Annotated in this window: 26 protein-coding genes; 13 read left to right on the forward strand and 13 right to left on the reverse strand. The window is 40.9% G+C overall.

The window, feature by feature from the left end:
* Positions 1 to 311: 311 nt before the first annotated feature.
* Genes AC3WVG_RS02770 through AC3WVG_RS02785 form a run of 4 tightly spaced genes read left to right on the forward strand, consistent with a single transcriptional unit; the run spans position 312 to position 1348 of the window.
* A complete protein-coding gene (locus AC3WVG_RS02770; protein ID WP_488796652.1) occupies positions 312 to 695 on the forward strand; it encodes a thermonuclease family protein in 384 nt (127 codons plus the stop codon).
* Positions 628 to 792 carry a thermonuclease family protein gene (locus tag AC3WVG_RS02775; protein WP_488796653.1) on the forward strand — a complete coding sequence of 55 codons (165 nt, stop codon included), beginning with the start codon at positions 628 to 630 and terminating at the stop codon, positions 790 to 792. The genes AC3WVG_RS02770 and AC3WVG_RS02775 overlap by 68 nt, the downstream gene beginning before the upstream one ends.
* Before the next feature lie 17 nt (positions 793 to 809).
* Positions 810 to 1025: a hypothetical protein gene (locus tag AC3WVG_RS02780; protein ID WP_488796654.1), complete on the forward strand. Its 216-nt coding sequence runs from the start codon at positions 810 to 812 to the stop codon at positions 1023 to 1025.
* Positions 1026 to 1063: 38 nt separating this feature from the next.
* Positions 1064 to 1348 carry a hypothetical protein gene (locus AC3WVG_RS02785; RefSeq protein WP_488796655.1) on the forward strand — a complete coding sequence of 95 codons (285 nt, stop codon included), beginning with the start codon at positions 1064 to 1066 and terminating at the stop codon, positions 1346 to 1348.
* Between the two features lie 226 nt (positions 1349 to 1574).
* Here AC3WVG_RS02785 and AC3WVG_RS02790 read toward each other — a convergent pair whose 3' ends face one another.
* Positions 1575 to 2975 carry an ATP-binding protein gene (locus AC3WVG_RS02790; protein ID WP_488796656.1) on the reverse strand — a complete coding sequence of 467 codons (1401 nt, stop codon included), beginning with the start codon at positions 2973 to 2975 and terminating at the stop codon, positions 1575 to 1577.
* A gap of 212 nt (positions 2976 to 3187) precedes the next feature.
* Between AC3WVG_RS02790 and AC3WVG_RS02795 the strand changes: the two genes are divergently transcribed.
* The 7 genes from AC3WVG_RS02795 to AC3WVG_RS02825 all read left to right on the forward strand — a co-directional run bounded on the left by AC3WVG_RS02795 (position 3188) and on the right by AC3WVG_RS02825 (position 8241).
* Positions 3188 to 3376: a hypothetical protein gene (locus AC3WVG_RS02795; RefSeq protein WP_488796657.1), complete on the forward strand. Its 189-nt coding sequence runs from the start codon at positions 3188 to 3190 to the stop codon at positions 3374 to 3376.
* Positions 3377 to 3699: 323 nt separating this feature from the next.
* Complete coding sequence (locus AC3WVG_RS02800) at positions 3700 to 3819, forward strand: ATP-binding protein (protein ID WP_488796658.1); 120 nt, start codon at positions 3700 to 3702, stop codon at positions 3817 to 3819.
* Between the two features lie 183 nt (positions 3820 to 4002).
* Complete coding sequence (locus tag AC3WVG_RS02805; protein ID WP_488796659.1) at positions 4003 to 4506, forward strand: hypothetical protein; 504 nt, start codon at positions 4003 to 4005, stop codon at positions 4504 to 4506.
* A complete protein-coding gene (locus tag AC3WVG_RS02810; RefSeq protein WP_488796660.1) occupies positions 4460 to 4744 on the forward strand; it encodes a hypothetical protein in 285 nt (94 codons plus the stop codon). Before AC3WVG_RS02805 ends, AC3WVG_RS02810 begins: the two co-directional genes overlap by 47 nt.
* A gap of 734 nt (positions 4745 to 5478) precedes the next feature.
* A complete protein-coding gene (locus AC3WVG_RS02815; protein ID WP_488796661.1) occupies positions 5479 to 6444 on the forward strand; it encodes an ABC transporter substrate-binding protein in 966 nt (321 codons plus the stop codon).
* A 118-nt stretch (positions 6445 to 6562) separates the two neighbouring features.
* A complete protein-coding gene (locus tag AC3WVG_RS02820; protein WP_488796662.1) occupies positions 6563 to 7450 on the forward strand; it encodes an ABC transporter permease in 888 nt (295 codons plus the stop codon).
* Entirely contained in the window at positions 7447 to 8241 is a 795-nt protein-coding gene (locus AC3WVG_RS02825) for an ABC transporter ATP-binding protein (RefSeq protein ID WP_488796663.1), read from the forward strand. Before AC3WVG_RS02820 ends, AC3WVG_RS02825 begins: the two co-directional genes overlap by 4 nt.
* A 243-nt stretch (positions 8242 to 8484) precedes the next feature.
* Here the strand turns inward: AC3WVG_RS02825 and AC3WVG_RS02830 are convergent, their stop codons facing one another.
* From AC3WVG_RS02830 to AC3WVG_RS02870, 9 genes are all read right to left on the reverse strand, one after another.
* A complete protein-coding gene (locus AC3WVG_RS02830) occupies positions 8485 to 8652 on the reverse strand; it encodes a hypothetical protein (RefSeq protein WP_488796664.1) in 168 nt (55 codons plus the stop codon).
* 203 nt (positions 8653 to 8855) lie between these two features.
* Positions 8856 to 9701, reverse strand: coding sequence for a putative beta-lysine N-acetyltransferase (gene ablB / locus AC3WVG_RS02835; RefSeq protein ID WP_488796665.1), 846 nt, complete (start codon positions 9699 to 9701; stop codon positions 8856 to 8858).
* Positions 9691 to 11010, reverse strand: a complete 1320-nt coding sequence (gene kamA / locus AC3WVG_RS02840) for a lysine 2,3-aminomutase (RefSeq protein ID WP_488796666.1) — start codon at positions 11008 to 11010, stop codon at positions 9691 to 9693. Before kamA ends, ablB begins: the two co-directional genes overlap by 11 nt.
* Before the next feature lie 23 nt (positions 11011 to 11033).
* Positions 11034 to 11756 carry an amino acid ABC transporter ATP-binding protein gene (locus tag AC3WVG_RS02845; protein WP_488796667.1) on the reverse strand — a complete coding sequence of 241 codons (723 nt, stop codon included), beginning with the start codon at positions 11754 to 11756 and terminating at the stop codon, positions 11034 to 11036.
* A 183-nt stretch (positions 11757 to 11939) separates the two neighbouring features.
* On the reverse strand, positions 11940 to 12593 hold the full coding sequence (locus AC3WVG_RS02850) for an amino acid ABC transporter permease (protein ID WP_488796668.1): 654 nt from the start codon (positions 12591 to 12593) through the stop codon (positions 11940 to 11942).
* A gap of 265 nt (positions 12594 to 12858) precedes the next feature.
* Positions 12859 to 13656: an ABC transporter substrate-binding protein gene (locus AC3WVG_RS02855; protein ID WP_488796669.1), complete on the reverse strand. Its 798-nt coding sequence runs from the start codon at positions 13654 to 13656 to the stop codon at positions 12859 to 12861.
* 1642 nt (positions 13657 to 15298) lie between these two features.
* Entirely contained in the window at positions 15299 to 17107 is a 1809-nt protein-coding gene (gene uvrC / locus AC3WVG_RS02860) for an excinuclease ABC subunit UvrC (RefSeq protein WP_488796670.1), read from the reverse strand.
* The gene (locus AC3WVG_RS02865; RefSeq protein ID WP_488796671.1) at positions 17085 to 17858 is read right to left on the reverse strand and encodes a hypothetical protein; all 774 of its coding nucleotides are present in this window, start codon (positions 17856 to 17858) and stop codon (positions 17085 to 17087) included. The genes uvrC and AC3WVG_RS02865 overlap by 23 nt, the downstream gene beginning before the upstream one ends.
* Positions 17859 to 18084: 226 nt before the next feature.
* Positions 18085 to 18294 (reverse strand): hypothetical protein, encoded by a 210-nt coding sequence (locus tag AC3WVG_RS02870; RefSeq protein ID WP_488796672.1) that lies wholly within the window; start codon positions 18292 to 18294, stop codon positions 18085 to 18087.
* Between the two features lie 98 nt (positions 18295 to 18392).
* Here AC3WVG_RS02870 and AC3WVG_RS02875 point away from each other — a divergent pair, with 98 nt between their 5' ends.
* Complete coding sequence (locus AC3WVG_RS02875; protein ID WP_488796673.1) at positions 18393 to 19034, forward strand: site-2 protease family protein; 642 nt, start codon at positions 18393 to 18395, stop codon at positions 19032 to 19034.
* 92 nt (positions 19035 to 19126) lie between these two features.
* Positions 19127 to 20116 carry a tryptophan--tRNA ligase gene (gene trpS / locus AC3WVG_RS02880; protein ID WP_488796674.1) on the forward strand — a complete coding sequence of 330 codons (990 nt, stop codon included), beginning with the start codon at positions 19127 to 19129 and terminating at the stop codon, positions 20114 to 20116.
* A gap of 133 nt (positions 20117 to 20249) precedes the next feature.
* On the opposite strand, the gene AC3WVG_RS02885 is transcribed toward trpS, so the two are convergent.
* The 3 genes from AC3WVG_RS02885 to AC3WVG_RS02895 form a co-directional block, all read right to left on the reverse strand.
* Positions 20250 to 20921, reverse strand: a complete 672-nt coding sequence (locus AC3WVG_RS02885; RefSeq protein ID WP_488796675.1) for a M48 family metallopeptidase — start codon at positions 20919 to 20921, stop codon at positions 20250 to 20252.
* 82 nt (positions 20922 to 21003) lie between these two features.
* Positions 21004 to 23412, reverse strand: coding sequence for a DNA internalization-related competence protein ComEC/Rec2 (locus AC3WVG_RS02890; RefSeq protein WP_488796676.1), 2409 nt, complete (start codon positions 23410 to 23412; stop codon positions 21004 to 21006).
* Between the two features lie 209 nt (positions 23413 to 23621).
* Positions 23622 to 25784, reverse strand: a complete 2163-nt coding sequence (locus AC3WVG_RS02895) for a DNA translocase FtsK (RefSeq protein ID WP_488796677.1) — start codon at positions 25782 to 25784, stop codon at positions 23622 to 23624.
* Positions 25785 to 25855 lie beyond the last annotated feature (71 nt).

Raw genomic sequence — 25855 nt, forward strand, 5'->3', positions numbered from 1 at the left:
CCCGGCAGAACCGGTCGTGGTTCCAGTAGCCCCGCTTGAGGGTGCCGTAGACGAATAACGTTGTCATTATCATTAATGTTGTTTCCCCCTCTGTGCCAAGAAAGATGCCGCATTAACTGATTAAGTTTTGACTAAGTTCGTTTGTAATTGCGAACTGCAAGACAAAAAGCAAAATGCACAAAATATTAATGTTCTGCCTAATTTCAACTTTTTTCTTTCCTGATCTACATTTTTCCCCTTTTAAAGGGAATTTTTATTTGATTTTGTAAAAAAAGTAATTTATTTTTAATTTTAAGTCAATTAAATGGAAAATGGTGACTAGAAAGATATTTTTTATACTCATTTTATTGTTATTTTGTTTTACAAATCTGGCCTTTGCCTGGCCTGGTAAAGTAGTTCGTGTGCTGGATGGCGATAGGATAGTTGTCCTGAATAACAAGAAGCAGCAAGTCAAAATTCGCCTCTATGGTATAGATACCCCCGAAAAGCGGCAGGCTTTTGGCAAGGCAGCCAAGATGTTCACGGCCAGTCTTGTAGGCAATAAAGAACTTGAAGTTAAATCTATCACCCAAGATAGATATAACCGGACAGTAGCAATTTTATATTTCGGGAATAAATGTCTGAACCATGAACTGGTATCAAAACAATTACGCCTGGGTTTATCGGCGTTACTGTACTTCCAGAAGGCTCTGTAAGAGATGGTTGCAGGCTGAATCTGAGGCCAGGAAATTAAGGCGGGGCCTTTGGAGTGATCCTAATCCAGTGCCGCCGTGGAAATGGAGGCGAAAATAAAGATTTGGGAGATAAAAATGGAAAGCTTAATTCCTTTGCTATTTTTTTTATTCTTATTTTTAGGTGTTATGTTCATATCTATAAAAAGCTATAAAAAACAAGCAGAAGCATTAAAAGCAGTAGATAAGTCCTTTGAATATCAAAAGAAAATGATAAAGCTTTTGGAAGAAAATAATAATCTTTTGAAAGAGCTACTAGAGATTTTTAAAAAAGCTAAAATAAAAAAAGGTTAATACTCTTTATTTTTATGAAATTTTTATTGACGTTCTTTTTGTTTTGCCTTTTGGCCTGCACCCAATCCGCAACAGATGAGATCAACTACTGCCACGATCCTGAAGCAAATGCTGAGTGGGATAGACTGTTAGCCAAACATCCAGATGACATGGAGATACAGGCTCTCCATGCACTCAGGGTTGGTCTTTGTCAGAAGGTAGATGAAGGACATCTGTCTATTGAACAGGCGACAAATATCTTTGAGGCCATGAGGATGGCTTTGGTCAAAAAAAGAGAACTCGAGCGCCAGATGGATGCAATGAACAAAAAAAAGGCACTGTAAACAGGTTGGGAAAAGGGTTGGAAAAGGCATTAAGAAGTGAGGAATTTTAAAAAGGTTCGCTTCGGCTCTTTTGGATAACTATTGGAAATGTTAAGCTTTTTCCTTTCAATCTTTTGTAATATTATGCCTTTTTCCTGTATTCATTCTTCCTCTCCATATTCGATTCCCAGTTTTTCAAAAAAAATAAGGCGAAATTAGGCCGCCTTATTCTTGCCTTATTTTTGCCTTATTCAGCCCTTCTTTTCATGCACCAAACGGCTCCCCGTCCGAATCCTTTTAATTCTATCAAGCCCAAACGTTTGAGATGAATAAGGTCTTCCCGTAAGGTTCTGTCTGGCGGAGGATTATTAATAGCTTCACGTATTTCGCGAAATGCAAGATAAGGCGATGTGGCAAGCACCTGCAGGATAGTCCGCTGCCGTTCTGTCAGATCATGGGCTATCCTATGCGGCGCAATGTAGCCGCTTGGCAGAAATCTCACCCACACCGCTCCTGCTTGCTCTCCAAATTCAGGTTCAGGGTGTCCGGCTTTGACACAAAGTTCAACGATTTTCTGAGTGCCACGGCCCCAGCGCTCAATAATGCCTCGAAGATAAAAAATTTTGGCAATCAGCGGATTGCGTGGCCTGGATGGATGCTCCCTCTTCAAATCTTCAGGCTTCAAGCCAAACGGCAAAGTTCCGTCGCTCCATATTTCCAAACGATCATCAAAAATGGCCAGACTGACCGCACCGCCAATAGAAGTGTAGTCGCGATGACAAAAGGCATTAACCAATGCCTCTCTCAATGCTTCCAATGGGAAAAGAGGTTCATCTTCTCGTTCAAAAAGGCCGGGCACGATACGGCCAGCCACAGGCAGATGACGGCGAAGAAACAACATTGCTTCTTTAAGCAGAAAAAAAGCATGACCTTCTATTTGACGCTGATCTAAAAATTCCGATTTATCGATACCCCGAAATCTGGCCATACGCAGCTGACATTGGGGATAATCAGGCATGAACCTTGTACCAAACAGAACAACAGCAGCATTATTGAGTCTGGTTTCTCTCAACAATCCTAATCGCCGCAAAATATCAGCAACATTCTTTTCGCTGGATTCAGGCAGGCGGCCAGCAGCAATACCAAGTCGCACTGTACGAAGAATTTCTTCATGATCCAGGTCAGAAATAGCATAGTCTTCTGCTGACTGATTTTCCCAGCGGGTTCGGCTGTGTGTCCGTTCAATTAGGAGTTGTTGATAGCTTTCTTGAGGCATAACAGAAGTTGTTGAACTCACCCGTTGATAGGGACGACCATCAAATACATACGGACGCGACTCTGGATTGGGAATAGCTTTTAATACCAGAACTTCTTTTCCAGCCCCAATATTAATGCGATTTTGTAAAATAGTAGCGGGAGGTTCAAAATGACTCTGTATTTCTGCCACCTCTCGCATGGTTTTATCTGAAATCTCCTGTCCGAGAATACGACCGTTCGGAGTAACGCCAATCAGGACACAGCCACCATTGCCGTTAAGCATCCCACAAAGAGTTTCAGCCGCTCTACGTAGTTGAGCCGTGGATTTCTTGAATTCTAGAATATCAGATTCACCTGCCCGAACAAGTTTTTCTATTTCTTTAACTGTCATAAACTTAGAAATAAATTACTCTTTTCACAAAATCAAATACTAATGCCTTTACAAAAAAGAAAATATATAAGTAAAAAGAGAATAAGTTGAAATTGAGCAGGATGATACTTAGTGAATTTTGCTTCTTGAGCCACATCCAACAGCCCCAGACAGATGAGGTCAACCAATCCCATAATCCCGAAACAAATGCTAAATAGGATAATCTTCTGGCAATGCATCCTGATGACATGAAAATTCAGGCTCTTCACGCATTGCGAATTGGTCTATGCCAAAAATTTGATGAAGAACATCTAACCATTGAGCAGACAACTAAAATCTTTGAGGCCATGAGGATGGCTTTGGTCAAAAAAAGAGAGCTTGAGCGAAAACTGGACGATATGGATAAGGAGAAAATATTGTGAAATTTAGGTTGGAAAAAGGTTGGAAACGAGGTGAAAAAGACGTTGAGAAGTGTAAAATTTTAGAGAAGGTTCACTTCGGCTCTTTCAGTTAACCATCGGAAATGTTAGACTTTTTCCTTTTAATCTTTTATAATATCATGCCTTTCACGCCGGTAACGGGGGTTCAAATCCCCCTGGGGACGCCAAAAAAGACGATAAAAGGGTTTAGGTAAAATTACCTAAACCCTTTTTTATTACCTCAAGCTTCTACAAACTTATCCCAAGCTACTTTTTTATCCTTCTATTTTTAAAGACAAAAAATGATGCGAATTTGCACATAATTTTTGTCCCCCCTATCGAATTGGCATAGCCATTACAAATATCCAACCATGGCTGATGCAGTCCTGGATGGCATGGTCCATGACTCATACCGCATAAAGCTGAAAGAAGAATCTATGCTTTAAAAAACTTCTCCCTTGACCTAGTCCGGACACCTTGACAAACTAATCTAATCCAGCGCCGCTTCCACCAAAAATGGCTGTTTAAAATTGTATCCGGTACCCAAAAAAAGTAAATTACATCCAGATAGTTATGCAACCTGGATGTAATTCAAAGGGCTGAGTCTCCAACCATAGAAAGGGGGTAAGATGCAAGAAGAATTTTCTCTTCTCATTGATGAATCCATTCAACTTGAGCATAATGTTGCTAAACTATACAGTATATTCCATGCTACATTCCCAGAGGATGCTGATTTCTGGTGGCAATTGGTGATCGAAGAAAAGACCCATGCTGCCTTAATACGGGCAGGGAAAGAAAGTTTTGCCCCTATAGGCAAATTTCCTGTAGAATTGCTGTCTTCATCACTTCAAAAACTGAGGGAAGCTAACAAGAAAGCAGTTACACTTACCAGAAAATATCTAGACACTCCTCCATCAAGAGAAGAAGCTTTTAATATAGCTCTTGAATTTGAACAATCAGCTGGAGAAATCCATTTTCAGCACTTCATGGAGAAAAAAGCAGATACACAAGTTATTAAAATTTTTCAGAAGTTGAATAAAGATGACAAAGATCATGCTATAAGACTTCGTTCTTATATGGAAAAGCATGGTATTCGAATTAGAAAAATTAATGATGGAGCTTTTAGGCAGTAAGCATGCCGGTTACGGCTACCGCAAGAATTTGCTAAGGCACTCCAGCTTGCATGCAGTTGCTGAATACTTGAAATTGAGCGGTCAAGATATTATTTGGGCGACAGGTATTGCAGTCTGGCGGTTACAAAATCTTGGGCACATAACCAAGCAAAACGCAACAGTACTTCAATACGAAAGAAGAGATAGCGGCTTAGCCTCGGCTTCTGAGCCTGTGGCCAAACCCTATCTTAAGCGCTGATTGAAAGTCTTGGTTTCTGAAATGCATTACAAACGGCTTTTGATTAGTACCTACAAGGTCGCTAGATCGAAGCCTTGGCCAAACATATAGTTATGGGAGCAGTCCCAAGCGAAAAACCTGATGAAAAGCAAAAGGAAGTCAGGTGGACACATCCGCAACACAGATTTTTGAGAAGCCTTAATTTTGGCACTGCAGCTGTTGATTGTTTTCTTTTTTTTGTTCCTTTTAGCAAAATTTTGTCATGATTAAGGAATCAAACCTGGCAGATACTTGTGCTGTGATAATAATCGAGAATCCGGCGACAATCAGGGAAAAATTCTACTACGGAATCCCATATCCGCTGACCATCCTACCTAGTCAACCACTCACCTATTCAACTACTCAACCAAAGTGTAGCCATCGGATGCACCCAGTCAAGCTCCATTTAAACCTAAAAGCTGCTAAAAAAATAAACGTAAAAGCGCCTGGAGAAATCTTGAAACCGGCTGATAAGGTCTACGAGTAAGAGAGTCCGTAAAGAATCATAAAAAACTACTTGGGACGAACAGCACTTCGCTTCTACGTTGCCACCAGATAAAAATGTTAAAATTACAAGCTGTTAATCACTTAAACCATTTATATCCCCCCTAATTTAACAGGTTTACGCTTTTAAAAATCTGTTGTAGATATTGCTAGTTCGCTCGCTTGAGGAAGCGAACTAGCAAGTCAACTTTTTCATAATAAAGGAGATAGATATGAAAAAAATACTGGTATTACTCACTTTAGTCTTAATTCTTGCCTCACCATCCCTGGCCCAGGCCAGAACGTACACTATTTCTGTTAACCAGTTCGTGGAACACCCCGCCCTGGATGCCGTTCTCAAAGGGTTTCAAGACTACCTCAAGGAACAAAATATCAAGGTAAAATATAATATCCATAATGCCCAGGGCAACATGGCGACAGCCAATCAGATTGCTCAGCAGATTGCAGATGAAGATCCGGATTTGGTTTTGGCCATTGCCACTCCGTCTGCCCAGGCCTGTGCACAAGCCATCAAAAAATCTCCCAAGCTGCAAAACACCCCACTCTTGTTCTCGGCCATAACAGACCCTGTAGGAGCAGGACTGGTAAAAGACCTGAACCGGCCAGGCAAAAACATCACCGGTGTTTCGGATCTATTACCTATAGACCAACATCTGAAAATGGTTAAGATATTCTACCCTAATCTTAAGCGACTCGGGGTTATTTATAATTCCGGTGAAGCCAACTCCAAAACCCTCGTTCGTCTCATCCACGAACAAGCCCAAAAAATGGGTTTCAAGGTAGAGGAAGCCACTGCCTCTAAAACCAGTGAGGTCTACCAGGCAGCCAAAGGGCTTGTTGGTCGCGTAGATGCTATTTATATCCCCACAGACAATACAGTTATCTCCGCAATAGAATCAGTTGTCAAAGTCTGCATCGAGAACAAAATCCCTCTGTTTGCCGGTGATGTGGATTCCGTGGCCCGGGGTGCTGTTGCAGCCATGGGTTTTGATTATTATCAACATGGTCGCCAGACCGGTGCCATGGCCAAGCGTATCTTTATGGGGGCTATCCCAGGTGAAACACCTGTTGAAACACAAAAGGAGCTCAAGCTTCATTTAAACCTAAAAGCTGCTAAAAAAATGAACGTAAAAGTGCCAGAAGAAATATTGAAAGCAGCTGATAAGATTTACGAGTAAGAGAGTCCATAAAAAATCATAAAAAACACTAGGGGCGAACAGCACTTCGCCCCTTTATAGTTTTTACCATAATTTAGGGAACCTAACATTAACCACAACCACCCAACACTAATTTAATATGACCTGGTACGCATTTATCGGAGCCATTGAACAAGGCTTTGTTTATGGAATAATGGTCCTGGGGGTCTACCTGACCTTTAGGATTCTGGACTTTCCGGATCTGACAGTTGACGGGAGCCTCCCCCTGGGAGCTTCGATCTCTGCTGTTGCTATTACCCATGGAGTAAACCCTTTTTTCTCCCTGGCTCTAGCAATGGGTGCAGGGTTTCTCGCCGGAATGGTCACAGCCATCCTGAACACCAAGCTGAAAATTCTGCACCTTTTGGCATCTATCCTGACAATGATTTCCCTCTATTCCATAAATATCCGTATTATGGATGGTCCCAATGTTTCCTTACTTGGAGTAAACACTATCCTGGATCCGTTTATCTCCATGGGAATCCCCGGATATCTGGCCGCCCCTATAATCTTTGGGGTAATTTCCATCTCAATCACTCTGCTTATCATCCTATTCATGTATACCGAACTCGGCCAAACCATGCTCGCTACCGGAGACAACCCGAAGATGATCACCAGCCAGGGAGTGAACACGCATTCGATCATAATCCTTGGTGTAGGACTTTCCAACGCCCTCGTTGCTCTAAGCGGGGCTCTCATAGCTCAAAACCAGGGTGCAGCCGATGTTAATATGGGGGTTGGCACCATTGTAGCTGGTCTTGCCTCGGTCATAGTCGGAGAAACCGTGTTTGGAAGCAAATCCATTCCACGAGCCTGTTTTGCGGCCCTGATCGGTTCAATTATCTACCGTTTGGCCATTGCCCTTGCCTTGGGACTTAAATTGGGCAATTTTTCCTTTGCCCCAAGTGATCTCAACCTGATCACAGCTATCTTAGTCGTACTGTCTCTGACCACCCCACAGCTCAAAAAAAGATTAATCAAAAAATGATAGTCCTTAAAAACATCACCAAATACTTTCATCGGGGAAGCATCAATCAAGTTCTGGCCCTGAACAATATAGACCTACAGATAAACAAAGGGGATTTTATCACTATTATCGGCTCCAATGGAGCCGGGAAATCCACCCTGCTCAACTGCCTAGCAGGAAGTTTTTTTCCGGACCATGGAAAGATAGTTCTCGATAATCAAGACATCACCCAATGGCCAGAATACAAGCGAGCCAAATTTATTGGTCGTGTCTTTCAAGATCCCTTACTTGGGACCTGTGCATCCATGAGTATTGAACAAAACATGGCCCTTGCCCTTAGAAGGGGCAAGCCACGTACACTAAGCCTTGGCGTAAAGGATAGGGACAGAGAACTGTTCCGGGAACAACTGAAGAAAATTGGACTCGGTCTGGAAGAAAGATTGCAGGACAAAGTTGGGCTACTGTCAGGCGGCCAACGACAGGCACTGACCATGCTCATGGCCACCATGGTCAGGCCTGAGTTACTTCTCCTGGACGAGCATACAGCAGCCCTGGATCCTAAAACCGCGCAACAGATCCTGGAACTGACAGAAGAAATTGTTAACACCCAGCACCTGACGACCCTGATGGTCACCCACAATATGAACCAGGCCTTACGCCTTGGAAACCGCTTGATTATGCTCCACAGAGGAGAAATCATCCTGGACATTCAGGGAGAAGAGAAACAAAATCTCACGGTGAACGATCTTTTAGCAAGGTTCTATGATCTAAGGGGTGAAGAATTCTCTTCGGACAAGATGCTACTGGTTTAGTTCCAATAAAGACACTTCCACACAATAGACTCTCTACTAAGTTACAAAACAATTACACGTTTATTTGGAAAATTGAAGAATTTACTAATAGGCAGATAACTAAAGACTTACAGAAAATGTCAGAGCGACTTTGAGCATTAGAGCAGCATAATAGTGTACATACTATAACTTCGAAATAAATCGGCTACTTTAATAACGTCAATCCTATTTGCTCCAAAAGTTCAAAAAGTATTTCCTAATTTTTTAGTCTTTTCCAGTCAGAGCTGATCTTTTGAAGAAGTAATACCAATCATCCTTGTATTCTTGATTATATGCAGCAAGACGTTTTTGAATAAACTTCCAGGATCTTGTAACTATACTAAAGAAACAAGAAGTTAAAATAAGTCCTGTGAAAAATAACCCTATTTCCATTTTACCCTCCCTCCGTACTTCACTTAAAATTTACTCTTAACCTTGAGTGTGTATTTTCATAATAAACCTCTTTCACAAAAAATCAACCCTAAACCTTTAGTTATTTATTTCACATAACCTTCATCGCCTATTGAAATTTTCTCTCCAAATATAAAGTCCAATATTCTTGTTTTCAGCAAAGGAAGGAGTGTAATAAAATAGTTTCATACTGATGCAAGATGTTTATACCACACATTCATGCTCTCCAGGGTACCGGCAATATTAGTATTGTTCACCAATGTACCCCCAAAATCATAACCTGATTTGGCAAAGGCTATATTCATCCCAAAGGACACAGACCTGGCAATAGTAAATGCTGTCTTTATATCAAACTTGTGTATTTCTCTTTCCATATATTGAAGGAGAAACCGGGCAAAGCCCTTGCCCCGATATTGTGGAAGTGTAGCAAAATCCGTCATCTCAGCATTTTTGCCAGACATATCCATTTCAGCAGAGGATAGTGCAACAAGCTTCTGGCCGTCTCTTATCCCATAATAACGCACATTGCTGTGCATTGTCTCCCGAATATAATTTGGGTCAAAAATGGGAAATGGATATGTGGCAAAGACTTGTTTGTACAGCTTAGACATCTCATCAGCATCTTTTTCTCGCATCAAAGTACAGTAGAACTTAGAGGGAATAGGTTTACCATGAGCCTCTCTTGATCTAGCCTGTGCCGTTTTCAAAACTTCGTTTATCCTTTCCTCATCCCGAGGTATTTTTCTATGTTTGGCAAAATACTTACCCATAAAGTAAATATCTTTCTGGCCACAATAAAAACGTGGCACAAAGGCCTCCGCTAGAAAGCCAAATTCTAAAAAAGTATCTTTCGCATAATCTGGTACTTTGGCAATAATTTTTGTGTATCCTCTCTTCTTGGCAAGTCTGTCTATCTCATCAACTATCCAAGGAAGATCCTCTTGAGTTAGCTTGATAAGATAGACTCGGTTGCTCAAAGGACCATGATGAACAAGTGACTTTCCAATAGTTGATATTTGATCAACCGTCATGGCTTCTCCGCATTATTCTTTCATTATTTTCCGGAATGAGGCTACATGTCTCGTCCCAATCAGAGATAAGCTTTTCAATCCCAATAGCCTTATGTTCCTTAGCGTCATCAAACTTAAGCTGCAGATTACAGCTTTCACAATCCAGGTTGCAATCTGTTGTTTTGAAATGTTTTGGCTCCGTGTAGGTGGTAATAACACCTTCATAATTACGTAAGACCACCGTATTGATCCCCCAGGAGATAATGTAATTGGGCATGATCGGAATTTTACCTCCGCCACCTGGTGCATCAATAACATAGGTTGGCACTGCAAAACCGCTGGTATGCCCCACAAGACTCTCAATAATTTCTATTCCTTTGCCCACGGGGGTACGAAAATGGGAAAGTCCTTCAGACAGGTCGCATTGATACATATAATAAGGCCTTACTCGATTTTGAACCAACTTGTGAACGAGTTTCTTTATCAATCGAGGGCAATCGTTTACACCTGCCAAAAGTACGGTCTGATTACCTAGCGGTATACCTGCGTCAGCAAGTTTTGCCAGGGCCCGCCTGGATGATTGGGTAATTTCTCGCGGGTGGTTAAAGTGAGTATTAATCCACACCGGAGTGTGTTTTTTTAATATATCCACCAAATCGTCCGTAATCCTATAGGGTAACACCACAGGTATTCTGGTCCCAATTCGAACAACTTCCACATGTGGAATTCGCTGGATCTCTGTCAGAAGCCAGTCGATTTGCTTATCAGGGAGCATCAATGGATCTCCACCGGAGAGAAGCACGTCCCTCACCTCTGGTGTATTTGCAATATAATCTATCCCCTTTTGCAACTCTTTTCGTCCGGGCACGTAATCGCTATCTCCCACCTTGCGTTTTCTGGTACAATGACGGCAATACATAGCACAGGTATTGCTTACATGAAAAAGCACTCTGTCCGGATAGCGATGGGTAATTCCTTGCACCGGGCTATCCTTATCCTCGTGCAAAGGGTCGGCCATGTCATATTTTCCAATTTCCAACTCCCGTGGGGATGGAAAAGCCTGCCTGAAAATAGGGTCATTGGCATAGTCCTCCACATCGATAAGAGAAAGGTAATAAGGAGTTATCGAAAGAGGAAATTTCTCAACTGTTTTTTCGTACTGTTTCTTTTCATCTTCGCCAAAGGAAATCTCCAAAAGTTTTTCGACTGTATCAATATCTTTGATTGAATGAGTCAGATGCCATTTCCAATCTGTCCAATTAGATTTATTACTCTCCTTATTAATCTTCTCTGCAATTTTTTGTTGTTGATCTGTATATATTTTTCTCATTTTTCCTTCTCCATTGCTTATAATTATAAGATTTGGCTTAAAAACTCCCGGGTGCGTTTTTCCTTGGGTGATTCAAAGATTTCAGAGGGAGGGCCCTGTTCCACGATTTCACCTTCGTCGATAAAGATCACTGTATCAGCAACTTCACGGGCAAAACCCATTTCATGTGTAACCACGATCATTGTCATCCCCTCTTCAGCAAGGTCACGCATGACCTTCAACACCTCACCCACAAGCTCCGGGTCCAAAGCGGATGTGGGTTCGTCAAAAAGCATAACAGCAGGCTCCATAGCCAAGGATCTTGCTATGGCTACTCGCTGCTTCTGTCCTCCAGAAAGCTTACTTGGGTATACTTTTTCCTTCTCGCTGAGGCCAACTTTATCCAAATAATACCTCCCTAGCTCTATTGCCTGGGCCTTAGGTATTTTTTTTACTTGGGTAGGCCCTTCTATAACATTACCAAGTACGGTCATGTGAGGGAATAGATTAAAATGCTGAAAAACCATTCCGACTTTTGTACGCATGGCATTAATCATTTTCTCATCATTCTCGATAACCTGACCATTTATTTCAACAATACCTTTTTGGAAAGGCTCCAAAAAATTAATGCAACGCAAAAAAGTGCTTTTTCCAGAGCCACTTGGACCGATTATAACCACAACATCAGACTTCTCGACCTCCAGGTCTAAGCCTTTTAATACATGGTGTTTTCCAAACCATTTATGTAAATTTTGTACCCTAATCATTTTCTTCCTCCTTGACTTGATGCGAACGTAAAAAATCGCATCTCTAACTTTCTGACTATATTAATTCCTGGATTTTCACTAATGATGACATAACGAGTCACAACTAAGATAGGTCTCAAAGCATGTAATAATAATTGGAGCGTCTATTCACAAAAAATTTACTTTTTGCATAGGCATCATGATTTAGTTACTTACGTTCAGACGAGTTTCTATCTTGTGAAAAAGCCAAGAAAAAAGTCCAGTGTACAAGAGATAAAAGAATGCAGCTATAGACAACATTTCCATCATCATGAAATTCGATGATGCCAACTGCTGTGATTTGAGCAAAAGTTCATTAATGGTGATTGTACTGGCCAAAGAGGAATCTTTCAAAGCGATAATGAATTGATTTCCAAGCGGAGGTACGGCCCTTTTAAAGGCTTGAGGTAAAATTATACGTACCATCGCCCTGGCGTGAGTCATACCTAAAGAACGAGCTGCTTCCATTTGTCCATTTGAAATGGATAAGATGGCACCCCGAAAAATCTCCGCAATATACGCTCCGTTGTGAATACCTAAAGCTAGAACTGCAGATGTAATAGCTTCAAGACCAAGCACTCTTCTCATTCCATAATATATAAACAATAATTGAAGTAAAAGAGGAGTACCTCGAATAAGGTAAATATATGCTTTGGCGGGCATGCTGAAAATTATACTTTTTGATATACGGGCAAAAGCAGTGCCAAGTCCAAGAATTAAACCAAGTAAAATACCTAGTACAGTCACTTCAAGGGTCATTAGTGCTGCAGGTAAAAAGTAAGGAAAGTATTTAAAGAATACTGAAAAGTCAAAATACATAATGACTAGCCTTTATTTTGATAATTTTTACAGATTGAAAGACGAATAAATATATTCTTACAAGGATGGAAATGTGGTTTGGCTTAAAAAATACGCCAAGATGAGACCCCTTCGGGGTATGTATGGGGGAAATCCCTCGCATTCAGGCGAAGGCTTTAGAGGGCCCTGAAGGGGCCTATAGCGGCGTGTATGCCGAACAAACTCGGTTTTCATTACTGCTGTTAACAGACCATGCCGCCCAGCGGCATGGTCAGCGTCAAAAACTTTACTTGGTAGTAACATCAACATTAAGCCACTTTTTACTTATTTTGGACAAGGTACCATCTTTATGCATTTCTGAAATAATTTCATCAACGGCCGACAGGAGCGCCTTATCATCTTTACGAAAAGCTACCGCAATATCTTCGCTGCGTAATGGACTTCCCAAAAGCCTGATATTGAATTTTCCACTATTCATGGCCGTAACCCCAACAACTCTGTCAGTTATAACCGCATCGATAACACCATTATTCAACTCTAACAATGTCTGAGTGTCATCTTTGTAAAGCTTAACATCTGCGGCTCCTAACTTTTTGGCATCGTTCTCGAATGTCGTTCCGGTTACTACTCCAATAATCTTCCCTTTCAATTCCTGAGGTGAAGTAAAAGTAGAGTCCTTTCTTACCAAAAGCTGTGCCCCGGAATAATAATATGGAGTAGAAAAATTCACTACTTTTAGACGTTCCTCTGTAATAGCCATGCTTCCAAGAATACCATCAAAAGCACCTGACCGAAGACCTTCTATAATACCGCTCCACTCAGTAGTTACTGGCTTGAGTTTTACTCCCAGACGATTAGCAACTTCTCTTGCTACATCAACATCAAAGCCAACTAATTCATTTTTATCATTAAAAAAATTAAATGGTGGATATCCACCACTCATTGCAAAACTAATTTCTCCCTTTTCTTTAACTCGACTTAGCGAGTCTTTTTTCTTTTCTGTACAACCATAAAAAAAGAAACTCGAGACTAGAAACGAAGCTAGCAACAAATAAACCAATTTATTATGAATAATCTTATTCATAGTACACCCTTCTTCTATTTTAAATTTATTTAAAATAAATAATTCTACGATCTTTATTCAAAAATGAAATCATGACTGACTCATGACAGCATCAACAAAAAAATCTCATGATTTTTGTTTATACCACTCCAATAGCAATCACCTCCCTTTTTACAAAAACAAACAACATTATTACAAAGACAAACAACAATTATCATAGCTATAACCATTTTTGCTGCCTGCCCAGGAATGACACTCCTTAAATTTGACAACATGAGAAAGGTCATGCCTGTAAAGAATCTGACTCAACTTATTGTTTTTTATGTGCAAATACTAACTTCAACCCCATTAGACACAGACAAAACCGCTGTGAAAGATTCAACCAAAAGTAAAGCTAAACTTAAACTGATATTTTTAAAAACAAAAAAAGTAAAACCAAAACTATTAACGGTATTTTCTATATAATTTTAGAAAATTAATATTCTTAATATAAAAACTACAAAATAAAAAATATTTTAGATAACAAACATTACAACCTAATTTTCATAGTCAGTTTATTTTATCTTATTTTATTTGGTTATTTAAAAAAAGCTTAACATTTACCCCCTTTTCGGGAGATAAAACTATATTCCACAAACCATAAATTTTGTCAAGCCTTCCTCATTTTATGTAATAAATGTATTAGATATTGTTAATTCAAGAGTGTTATTTAAAACTTTTAATTTAAAAATAAATTACTATATCGAGTTTAATGCAACAATTAATTTTAAAAATATTTTACTATGCATTAAAAATAAATTACCTATATTTAGGCGGAGCATTTTAAGACAAAAAATCATATTATTTCAACTGGTTACCTCAAAAAACAGCGAGATATGTAGTAACTTTATATACTAGAGTCTGTGGCCAAACCTTACGGATGCATCCGATGGCTGCACTTGGGTTGAGTAGTTGAGCAGTTGAGTGATTGACTAGGGTAGGATGGTCAGTGGATATGGGATTCCGCAGTAGAATTTTCCCCTGATTACCGCCAGATTCTTGATTATTACTGCTGCACAGAGAAGCTGCACAGGTTTGATTACTTAATTACGACAGTGCTAAATATGAACGAAAAAATAAAACAGATACAATGCCAAAATTTAGGCTCCTCAAAAATCAGTACTAATAGCGGATGCGCCCCTTGTTCACATTTATTGAAAACCTGGGATATTTTTTTCTGCTAAATACTCCAATCCAAAAACATTTTTCACTACTCGTCATTCTGAGGGAGCGAAACGACCGAAGAATCTCCAACGTAGCGAACCAGATTCTTCGCTTCGCTCAGAATGACGTAATTAGAGGGGCGCATTCGCTAGCTGCACCTACCACGTCAAATGTGGGAAAATTGTGAAATAATATGATAAAATTTTAGCATAAAAAGCTAAGCCGGGCTCATCTAACAGAAAATAATAAGGCTCATGTGGGAGAAAATTTGGTGGCGGTGCAGACTGCGAATGCACGCTAATTAGAATAACTGGCGGGTGCATCCCATACTTGCTTCAGAAACGAAATTTCGGCGTATAGACGATTTTTTTCAAAAAATATAACATGATACAGGGGTTGAAGAAGCTAATGATAAGGAACTCTGATAAATCTAGAAACTGATTTTACACGAATCTTAAAATCACGAAACATGACTCTGAAGTGCTGAAAATATTTTCCGGGCCTTTTTTGGGCCAAACCCGGGCAGCTTGGCTAGTTCATCCTCACTGGCTGCATAAATAGCCTCCAGACTCTGAAAATGGGTCCATAACAGTCTGGCTGTTTTAGGACCTATACCTGGTAAATTTTCCAGCTCGCTTTTAAGCATATTTTTTTTGCCCGCCCGCCGTAAGCTGGATAAAACAAAACGGTGTGCTTCATCTCTGATTTGTTGTAAAAATAATAGCTCTCTACTTCCCGGGGAAAGAGCCAAAGGATTTTTGCGACCAGGAACAAAAATCTGGTCAAAGAGTTCTCCTGCTCTGCGGGTTGGTCCTTTGGCAATAGCGGCAATACTGAACAACCCATCACTGTCATGTTTTTGCAGGGCAGTTAGCACTGCTTTTAATTGTCCCTTTCCCCCATCAATAAGCAAAAGATCAGGCCAAGGAGGTCCGGAGTTTATTCTTCGTTCTATAAATCTGGCCAGGGCGAGATAGTCATCATTGGTCCCTTCCAGTTCCGGAAATTTGTATACCCGGTATTCATCTCTTTTGGGGCGACCATATTCAAAGACAACCATACCGACGCGCATGCCCTGCCCGGATAGATGAGATGCATCAATGCATTCTATACGTTCAGGCTCAAATCTTAACCCAAAAATTTCGGCCAGCCCGGGAGATAACTCAGCTGCTTTTTTCCTGTCCACGGCCTCGATACAATTCTGCCTGGCCATGTTTATAAGTTGTTTAAGTTTTTTATCTTTAGCACTTACTAAGCGTACTTCTTTCCCTTTAAGTTCAGTCAACAGTTTTTTTATGGATTTATCCTTAACTACTACAGGCAAAACAATTTTATCGGGAATAAACCTTGTGGGCCCATAAAACTGGATTAAAAAACTAGTTAAAACGGCCTCTATCTCCTCCTGCTCAAACTCAAAATCCGGCCAATAAAAACTTCTGCTGTCCAAAACCCGGCCCTGACGAACAAACAGCACGCCTATCCCCAGGCCTGTTTCATGAGGAACCAAGGCAAAAACATCAAAATCTCCTCCCTCAGGCAGAACGACCACCTGCTGCTCAATAGTCTTCTGAACAGCGCGGATCTGGTCTCGTAGCTCAGCTGCCTTCTCAAAATTTAACTCTTCAGCCGCCTTATGCATCTCCAATTCCAGGCTCTTAAGTAAGTCATGTGACTTTCCAAACAAAAATAGCTCTACCTGACGAACAGCCCGGGCATATTTTTCAGGAGATACTGGCAAACAACAAGGGGCCAAACAACGGCCGATATGATATTGCAGGCAGGGTCTAACCCTATTTTTAAAAGTCCTGTCCGCGCATTTGCGCAGCTTAAATAATTTATTGATAACATTTAGAGTCTGGCGGGCTGAACGGGCAGAAGTAAACGGGCCAAAGTATGTTGCACCATCCCGGCCTACCTTGCGCGTCAACCTGAGGGTGGGAAAAGCGTGTTCTTTATCCAGTTTAAAGAGGATATATTGTTTGTCGTCACGTAAAACAATATTGTACCGAGGCCGATGCTTTTTGATAAGGCTTGCCTCAAGCAGCAAGGCCTCCTTTTCCGTATTGGTACATAAAAAATCAATGTTTTTGAGCTTGGCCATCATAACCCTGGTCTTAATAGGCAATTGCTCAGGGTCTCTAAAGTATGAACTCAATCTTTTACGGATATTTTTGGCCTTGCCTACATATATAATTTTGTTCCGGGCATCCTTCATCAAATAGACACCCGGACAGGCGGGAAAATCATTATTTTGAAAACTCTCGGGCATATTTGCTTATTTCTTCTAATATCCTCTTTATTTCCTGTTTATTTCTTTTAACAAGATCACGGGCAAATCTCTTTACCAGCTTAATAGTTTTATCATCACGTGCGAGATCCGGATATCTTTTTAGTTTATAATCTGAAAAAATCAGTTTATCTAAGAGCAGGTCTTTATCAAGACTGTATTTCATTGGGGCCCCAGCAATCCTTTCCTTTTCTATTTCCTCTACATGCAACTTCTTGACAAATTGTAGTACATCACTGGGCTTTTGATAATAATTAATTTTCTCTATCTTTTCATTTATTTCACTGGCCCATCTTTGTAAAAAATTATAATTGACGGTCACCAATTTTCGGCCTTTAATCACGGTATCTTCCACATGCCTTCCATAAGTGTACTCTTCAATCGCCTTCGCCAAAGTTTGGTACACGTACACCAAAAGTTTTGCATATCTGGACTTGATGGTCAGGCCGGCAGGAATGGTAATCCCTAATCGCCAGTCCGGGTCATAGTCCAAAGGGAATTCAATGTTTAAATACCTCCAAAAATTTTCTACTTCTTTTCCTTTTAAAAGAAGGAAGTTTAAACTCTTGGCTGCCTGCTCAATCCTTTGAGCCAACGGCCTTAGTTCACGGACCTTTTGTTCAAATAGACTGATCTCATGCTCTATACCCTTTCTACGCCCAAAAAAGGTGTCTGCGGCTTCCTTTAAGGTATCTTCAATAAGTTCGTCTGCTAACCGACTGATTTTTTTCATAAAATTACAAGGGTTGAAAATTAAGGCTTTTCATGTTTGACACATATTTTTTGTTAATGACATTGCCTGAGCAAGTATGTCTACAAATAAGTAAAAACAAGTCAGGGGACAAGCTAAATGCCCTGATATCCAGCACACAATTTTAAAAGAAAATTGGTACCAAAAACTTTTTGCCAGTCACAACCAGAATACTAACGACATAAAATTTTGAAGTGTAAGCCAATGTTTAAGTCATCTTTTTTAAGTCCACAAACAAAGATAAAATGTAAAGCCTGTCACCAGCCCCTAATCGTCCGCCATACCTGACAGGAAATAATTCTCTATTGCAGGTCATGCAATAAAAAATTTTCCATCCAGGAATACAGTGATGAACTGGATGATTTTTTTGAAGAATATCTGGCCAATATCCCCTGCAACAGGATTTAATCTTTTTCATCCAAAGATGCCTCAGCTTGAACAAGGATGGACGCGTAAAAAGTAAAAGTCAACAAATTTTCTTGCCCAAATCAAAGGATGATGATAGCTCCGTAAACCATGTTTGATATATCTATTATAATTAAAGAATTAGCGATTTTCTCTGTCCCACTGCTTTTGGGGATAACGTGTCATGAAGTGGCTCATGGGTACGTGGCCTATCTATTAGGTGACCCTACAGCTAAAAATGCCGGGAGGCTCACTCTCAATCCCTTAAAGCATCTGGACCCCATTGGCACATTAGTTTTGATTTTGACCAGAAGAATCGGTTGGGCCAAGCCAGTGCCTATAAATCCCGCTTACTTCAAAAATCTTCGACGGGATATTCTTTTAGTCTCCCTGGCCGGACCGGCGGCCAACCTTGTTTTAGCCGTAATATTTTTTCTTTTATTCAAACTGGTTAACTTTTTGTCCCCATTCTTTTCTACACAGCTTAACCAGGTTGTGTTTGCTCCCATGGGATTTATTTTCAGCGCTGGCACTCTGGTAAATGTTATCCTGGCCGCCTTCAATCTTATTCCTATCCCCCCGTTAGATGGAAGTAAAATTATTGCTTCGTTTCTTCCCTCATCCATAGCTGATAAATATATGGGTTTGGAAAAATTTGGTTTTCTCATTTTAATTATTCTTGTTTTCACAGGTGTTTTCCAAAAAATGTTCAGTGTAATCGTCACCTTCGTTTATACCCTGATTTTTTCATAAAGTTTGAATTTTTGAGTTATGAGCTGTGATCGGTTGAAACAGCCTATTCCATTTACTTCTCAGCCACTCAAACAAGGTAAGGACAAAGTACTATGGAAAAGAAAAGAATAGTTTCAGGAATGAGACCCACAGGGCCTTTACACCTCGGACATTATTTTGGGGTGCTCAAAAATTGGGTCAAGTTGCAAGAAGAGTTTCATTGTTACTTTTTTGTAGCCGACTGGCATGCCCTGACCAGCGAATATGCTGATCCGAAAAAAATTAAAGGATTTGTCCCGGAATTAATCAAGGACTGGTTTGCTTCCGGACTCGACCCTGATAAATGTACCATATTTCTTCAGTCTCAAATCAAAGAACATGCCGAGCTGCACCTGATCCTCTCCATGATCACTCCCCTGGGCTGGCTTGAGAGAAACCCCACTTATAAAGAAGTAAAACAAGAACTGATTAGTAAGGATCTAAATACCTATGGATTTTTAGGTTATCCTGTTCTCATGGCCGCAGACATACTCATGTACAGACCCCATTTTGTCCCTGTCGGTCAAGATCAGCTACCCCACCTGGAATTAACAAGGGAAATTGCCCGCAGGTTCAACTTTCTCTACGGTGACTTTTTCCCCGAACCCCAGGCCAAATTGACCGAAGCTGCCAAACTGCCAGGACTAGACGGTCGCAAGATGAGTAAAAGCTATGGGAATTCTATCTATTTAAGTGAAGATATGGACTCTATCACCAAAAAAGTCATGTCCATGCTTACAGACACCAACCGCAAGCGCAAAAAAGATCCCGGCGATCCTAATGTATGCAACCTCTATCCTTACCACCGATTAATGACACCGGAAGATACACGTGCGGAAATCAAGGAAAATTGCACCAAAGCTTTGTGGGGTTGTGTCGACTGTAAAAAGGTTCTTTTAAAATATCTGCAAGAGTTTCTGGAACCCATTCAAAAACGCAGGCAGGAACTGGATAAAAACCCGGAAATGGTCACTGAAATTTTAGACAAGGGCTATGCCCAGGCTAAAATGGCCGCGCAGGAAAATATAGGCCTTATTCGAGAAAAATTAAACCTCAATTATTAAGCTATTTATCCTTTTTTTAACAGCAATTTTAACCCCACCGAAAATTAAATTCCGTATCAATGGACAGGCTCTAAGCCGTCGGTTTAGAGCCTGTCACCTCTATGCCACAAACTGCAAAATCGACCTGTTGCAATCACAACCTCAAAAGATAAGAATTTTTCTTTAGCCAGTCTTTATGCTTCTCATAACCTGGCATGATAACTTTTACTTTATCCCAAAATTTCTTTGAATGATTTCTCTCCTCCAAATGAACCAACTCATGCACCACTACATAATCAATAACAGGAAGCGGGGCCATGACCAACCGCCATGAAAAATTTAAATTCCCTATAGAACTACATGACCCCCACCTTTGTTGAGCATTGGTGATGTTTACTTTATTATATTTGAACCCTTGCTTAGGAGCATACCATTCAACTCGCTCACTGATTTTCTGGTATGCCTGTTGCTTATACCACTCGATAAATACCTTTCTGGCAACTGGCAGGTATTTTCCGGACAAAAAAAATCCACTTTTGAACACGAGAGGAGGATGGGGCTCATCAACTATCGTTAATTTATAAGACCGCCCCAGATAGAAAAATTCTTCACCGTCGACAAATTTTTTGGGAGTGAAATTAAGATTCCTGGCCTCAATTTCCTTTTTCTTCTTCTCAATCCATTTTTTATGCTTTTCTACTACCTTTTGAAGGACCTCTTCCCCTACTCCATAAGGCGCCCTCACTACCAGAGTTGCATCCTCTGTTACTTGCAGGGCAATGGTTTTTCGCCGGCTACGGATTATTTTCTTAATGTGGATAGGCATCAATTCCTCTTTTTTGTTATATCCAGCATTGTAGGGACACGATGCATCGTGCCCCCACGGTCTTTACCAATCAACCATTTAACTACTTAGCCAAACGCAACCAGGAGACTTGCGCCGGTTTATTCCAGCCTGACCATAAAATCTGGATTTCACCATGCGTTGCCGTATTCAAAACGCGACAACCCATTCTTTTTAAATAGTTGACCACCTTTTTATGCGGCAGGTGAAACCTGTTCAAAAAACCAGCAGAAACCAGGACAATTTCAGGATTGACCCGTCTGTAAAATTCCGCTGAAAAACTGGCCCGGCTGCCATGATGAGGCCAAATCAGCACCTCTGACTGTAACGCGTCATTATGGCGTAAAAGGTGCTTAATACCTTTCCGTTCAATATCTCCTGGAATCAAGGCCAACCTCCTATTTTTCCAGGTTAGAAGCAAAACCAAAGAACGATTATTGTTCTTTGAATCAACAAAGTCTTTAGTCGGGTGTAAAATATGTAATTTTATATCCCGACCCAAATCCCAGACATCACCACGGGCTGTCACCCTAACCTTTTCCCCTCCATGGGCTAAAGCCCTCGTCAAAAGCTCTTTATCCTGCCCCCGAGGCCATACGCCGTTAAAAATAAACTCATCCACCATTAAATTGCTAAGCGGATAATAAAGACCGCGCAAATGATCTGCATCAGAATGGGTCAGAAATACCTTGTCGATCTGCGGCCATGCTTTCCAGGTTATGGCCGGAGTAATAATATATTTTCCCAGATCAAATCTGAGACTCCATGAGCCTCCCCCATCAATCAAAACACGCTTACCCCCGGGCAATTCACACAGTATGCTCTGTCCCTGGCCCACATCCAGCAACCTCAACTTTACCCCGTTAAAATTATTAAAGGTCACAGGGATAAAATTGATGATAAGAATTAAAGCCATCCCCAGATAAAGATTCATCCTGCGCTGCCAAAGCTTAGTCCAGTAAATAAAAGCCAGGAAGACAAAGCAATAGGTAAGCATATGCTCCCATCCGGGCCTGAAAGTAACTATTGGATGAAGTAAATCGTGAGCATCAAGAAAATCCAAGACAACAATCAGCCCTTTTAAAACAAGGCCCATTAAATAAAATAAATATGGTCCCAAATTTTCCAGCAAGGGAAAGAATAAAAATAAAACTCCAACAAATCCCAAAGGCAAAACTAAAAAGCCTAAGACAGGCAACCAGAGCAAATTCAGATAAATATGCGGGGTAAGATAACCAAAGGCCCAAGTTTGCGCTGGGAGCAAGGTTAGATTGGCTATCAAGGTTACTGAGGTTAACATTAGGAAATATTTAACTATTTTTATCCAACCGGTAGACAAAAAAGATCTGTCAAAAATAGTTTTTAAATAAGGATATGTCAGGCCAAGGCCTAGGACAGCTATAAAAGAAAGCTGCAAGCTTAGATCAAATATGGATAGTGGATCTACAAGGAGGATAACCAACAAGGCGTAAAAAAGGCCATCAATAATGAAGCGGTTTCTATTTTTTAGGTATAGAAAGGCCCAACAAAAAAACATTATGGAGGCTCGCACGAGCGAGACCGGAGCCTGACCAAGCCAAAGATAGATAATGACCAGAGGTATAGATAAAATTATACTTAGCTTTGGCCGAGGAATATAAAGATAAATATTGGGACAGACAAAACCTGCAGCATAACTCAAAACCCAACCCAAAAAAACAACCAGGCCAAGATGCAAACCAGAAAGGGCAAGGGTATGTCCCAATGAACTTAACCGGATTTTATCGACAAATTCGCTGCTTAAAAAATACCTGTCATTCATGAGCAGGGCCAGGACAAGTCCTTTAATCCGTGGCTCATCTCCAAAATATTTGTCCAGAACATGGATAACTTTCTGCCGCAAGTTAAGACGTAGGTGAAACAAAAAATTCCGTGGACAAGGGTCCATGCTTAACTGCCTGTCCCGAGCATAAGCCCGAAAAAACACTTTTTGCCTATGCCAGTAAAACTCGCTATCCCAGCCCCCCTCATTAACTGTCCCGTGCACGGGTTTAATTCTTAATTTGCCTTTAATGTATTGCTCAGGCCAAGGTATGGAGGGGGGATTTTCCCAGGTCAAGAGCAGATACCCGGGCAAAGTCCAGGTCCTGCCTTTATCCTCAATCTGAACATTTTCAATAAACAGTTTTAGTTTATGATTAGGAGCAGTTCTTATCTTCTCAATTTTTCCATGAAAATCGACCTTGTGCGCATGTGAAACAGGCCGGGGAACTTTTGAAGGAGATAGATGGGGAGTAAAAATAAACCCGATACCGAGTCCTGAGAGAAAAAATAATATTAAAAGAAAGCTGTTAAATAACTTTCTGGGGGCTAAAAAGATAAATGCGAGGCAAAAAGTACTCAGGCCGGGGACAAAAAATTTATAAGTCCATAGTCCCAGAACAAGGGCCAGAAGGCATCTTTGCCAGAATAAAAGTGGCGTTTCCTGTTTCACACATCTTGTTTAAGATTTAGGGTTTGAGGTAAAAAAGATTAAGAGGCAAAAAGTTTAAGAAAGTTGTAAAGAGATAAAAACCAGTTAATCCTTTTAGCCTTTTTGAGTCTGTGGCCAAACCCCATTTTGACCACCAGAATTGAAAAAAATTATGAAAAATTTGTCCCCTGAGTAGGGTTTGGCCACAGACTCTTTTACCTCTTTACCTTCTACCCCTTTCTTAAGACCCGCCTTGGCTTGCTGCCCTCTGCAGGCCCTAAAATCCCGTCGCGCTCCATCTGTTCAACAAACAAGGCCGCTTTGTTATAGCCAATACGGAATCTGCGCTGGATCATGGAAATAGAAGCTTTGCCTTGTTCAAGGACAAATTCAACTGCCTGAGCATATTTGGGGTCATCGATAATTGGATCATCCCCGTTTCCAGGGCCAGAACTATTTTCTTTCTGGGATTTCCACTCGGAAAAATCCAGTTCAAAGCTGGGAGTTGATCTGGTTTTCCAAAAATCAACCACATCCGATATCTCCTGGTCACCAACATACGCACCGTGTATGCGCATTAGCTGACCTCCGCTGGCTTTAAAAAGCATGTCGCCCTGGCCCAGGAGATACTCTGCTCCTATCGCATCCAGAATAGTCCGGGAATCGTGTTTGGAACTAACCTGAAAAGCTATCCTGGAAGGAAAGTTAGCTTTAATAATGCCTGTAACCACATCCACGGAAGGTCTTTGAGTAGCTAAAATAAGATGAACGCCAGCAGCTCTGGCCAACTGGGCCAGACGAACAATACTTACTTCTACCTCTTTGGCAGCGGTAAGCATCAGATCAGCCAGTTCATCAATAATTACTACCAGGTACGGTATTGGTTTAAGATCCTTGAATTGCTCGGGAAGACCTTGCCCGAAAGAAGCCAACTTCTGGTTATATCCTTCGATATTGCGCACTCCTAAAGTAGCCATGGCCTCATAACGCCTTTCCATTTCATATACAGCCCAGTCCAGAGCGGTTTTGGCCAAACTCATGTCTGTAACCACAGGGTGCACCAGATGAGGCAGATCATTATAGACTGATAGTTCTATCCGTTTAGGATCAACCAATAATAATTGGACTTCGTCAGGAGCATATTTAAATAGCAGGCTTAAAATCAGGCTATTCAGGCAAACGCTTTTTCCAGCCCCGGTTGCACCGGCAACTAGAAGGTGGGGCATTTTGGCCAGATCCGCCACCTTGGGTTGTCCCTGAATATCCTTACCAAGAGCCAGAGGGAGCTTGGCTCTACCCTGAGTATAAACCTTTGACTCAATGATTTCGCGCAAAAAAACAGTTTGACGATGAACATTGGGGATTTCTATTCCCACAGTATCTCTACCCGGCAAAGGAGCAACAATACGGACCGATGACGCCTTAAGGGCTAAAGCCAAATCATCATTTAGACTGGCAATCCTGCTTATTTTTATCCCGGGAGCCGGCTTAAACTCCAGCATGGTAATCACGGGCCCGGGCTGAACTTTTTGCACCTCTCCCTGGATAGAGAAGTCAGCTAAACAGGACTGAACCTTCTCTGCGAGATCTTTCAGATAAGACTCATCAACATTTATTTCTTGCTCTTCAGGTAAACTGAGAAGATCAACAGGAGGCAAGGAATGGCATTTAAAATCTTTTGGTTTAGGTGAAGATTTTTTGCTTGAATGGGCTTTTTTTTGCTTAACCTTTACATCAGTCTCTTTTTCTTTCACTTCCAGCACAGAAGAGTTATTTTGTTTTTTATGCTCTTTACGCTTTCGAAAAAACGATTTGATTTTCTTTTTTCTAGACCTTCTCTCTTTAATCTTAGTCCAAAAATCTGCGCACTTAAAAAGCAATTTTTGACCCACAACTTCCCAAGAAAAGCCAAAAGTCAACTGAAAACTGAGTAAAGAGGTAAACAGGGTAACCAGGATTGTTCCCCATAAACGCAAATATTTATAGGTTAAACTAAATATTATTTTTCCTAGGAATCCCCCACCACAAACTTTTAAAAAACTAACCTGCTTAAACCAGGGAAACTCCAGCCAGGTCAGAAGAGAAAGATAGAGTAAAATTATTCCCAGCCAGTTCCACCACTTAAGCTTGGGCCTAGACCTGAACAAGATAAGAGCCAGATACAAAAAAAGAAAAATCCATAAAAAGGAGCCCAAACCAAAAAGGTCCACGAAGAGGCCGGCCAGATAAGCTCCAATCAGGCCAGCCTGATTATGGACCTTTGCGCCAGGACCAGGAAAGCTGTTAAAACCTGGATCACTGGGCCAAAAAGTAAATAGGCTGATACTTAAAAGGAGGGTAAGAAACAGAAAAAAAAAGGCCAGGATTTCTCGGAATAATTTGTTACCGTTCAATTTATATCTCGTAAAATGTTCAATGTTTTCTGCTTCTCTTCTTATCCTCTTATTTTCTTATCTTGCAATCT

It is taken from the genome of Desulfovulcanus sp. (assembly GCF_982781345.1).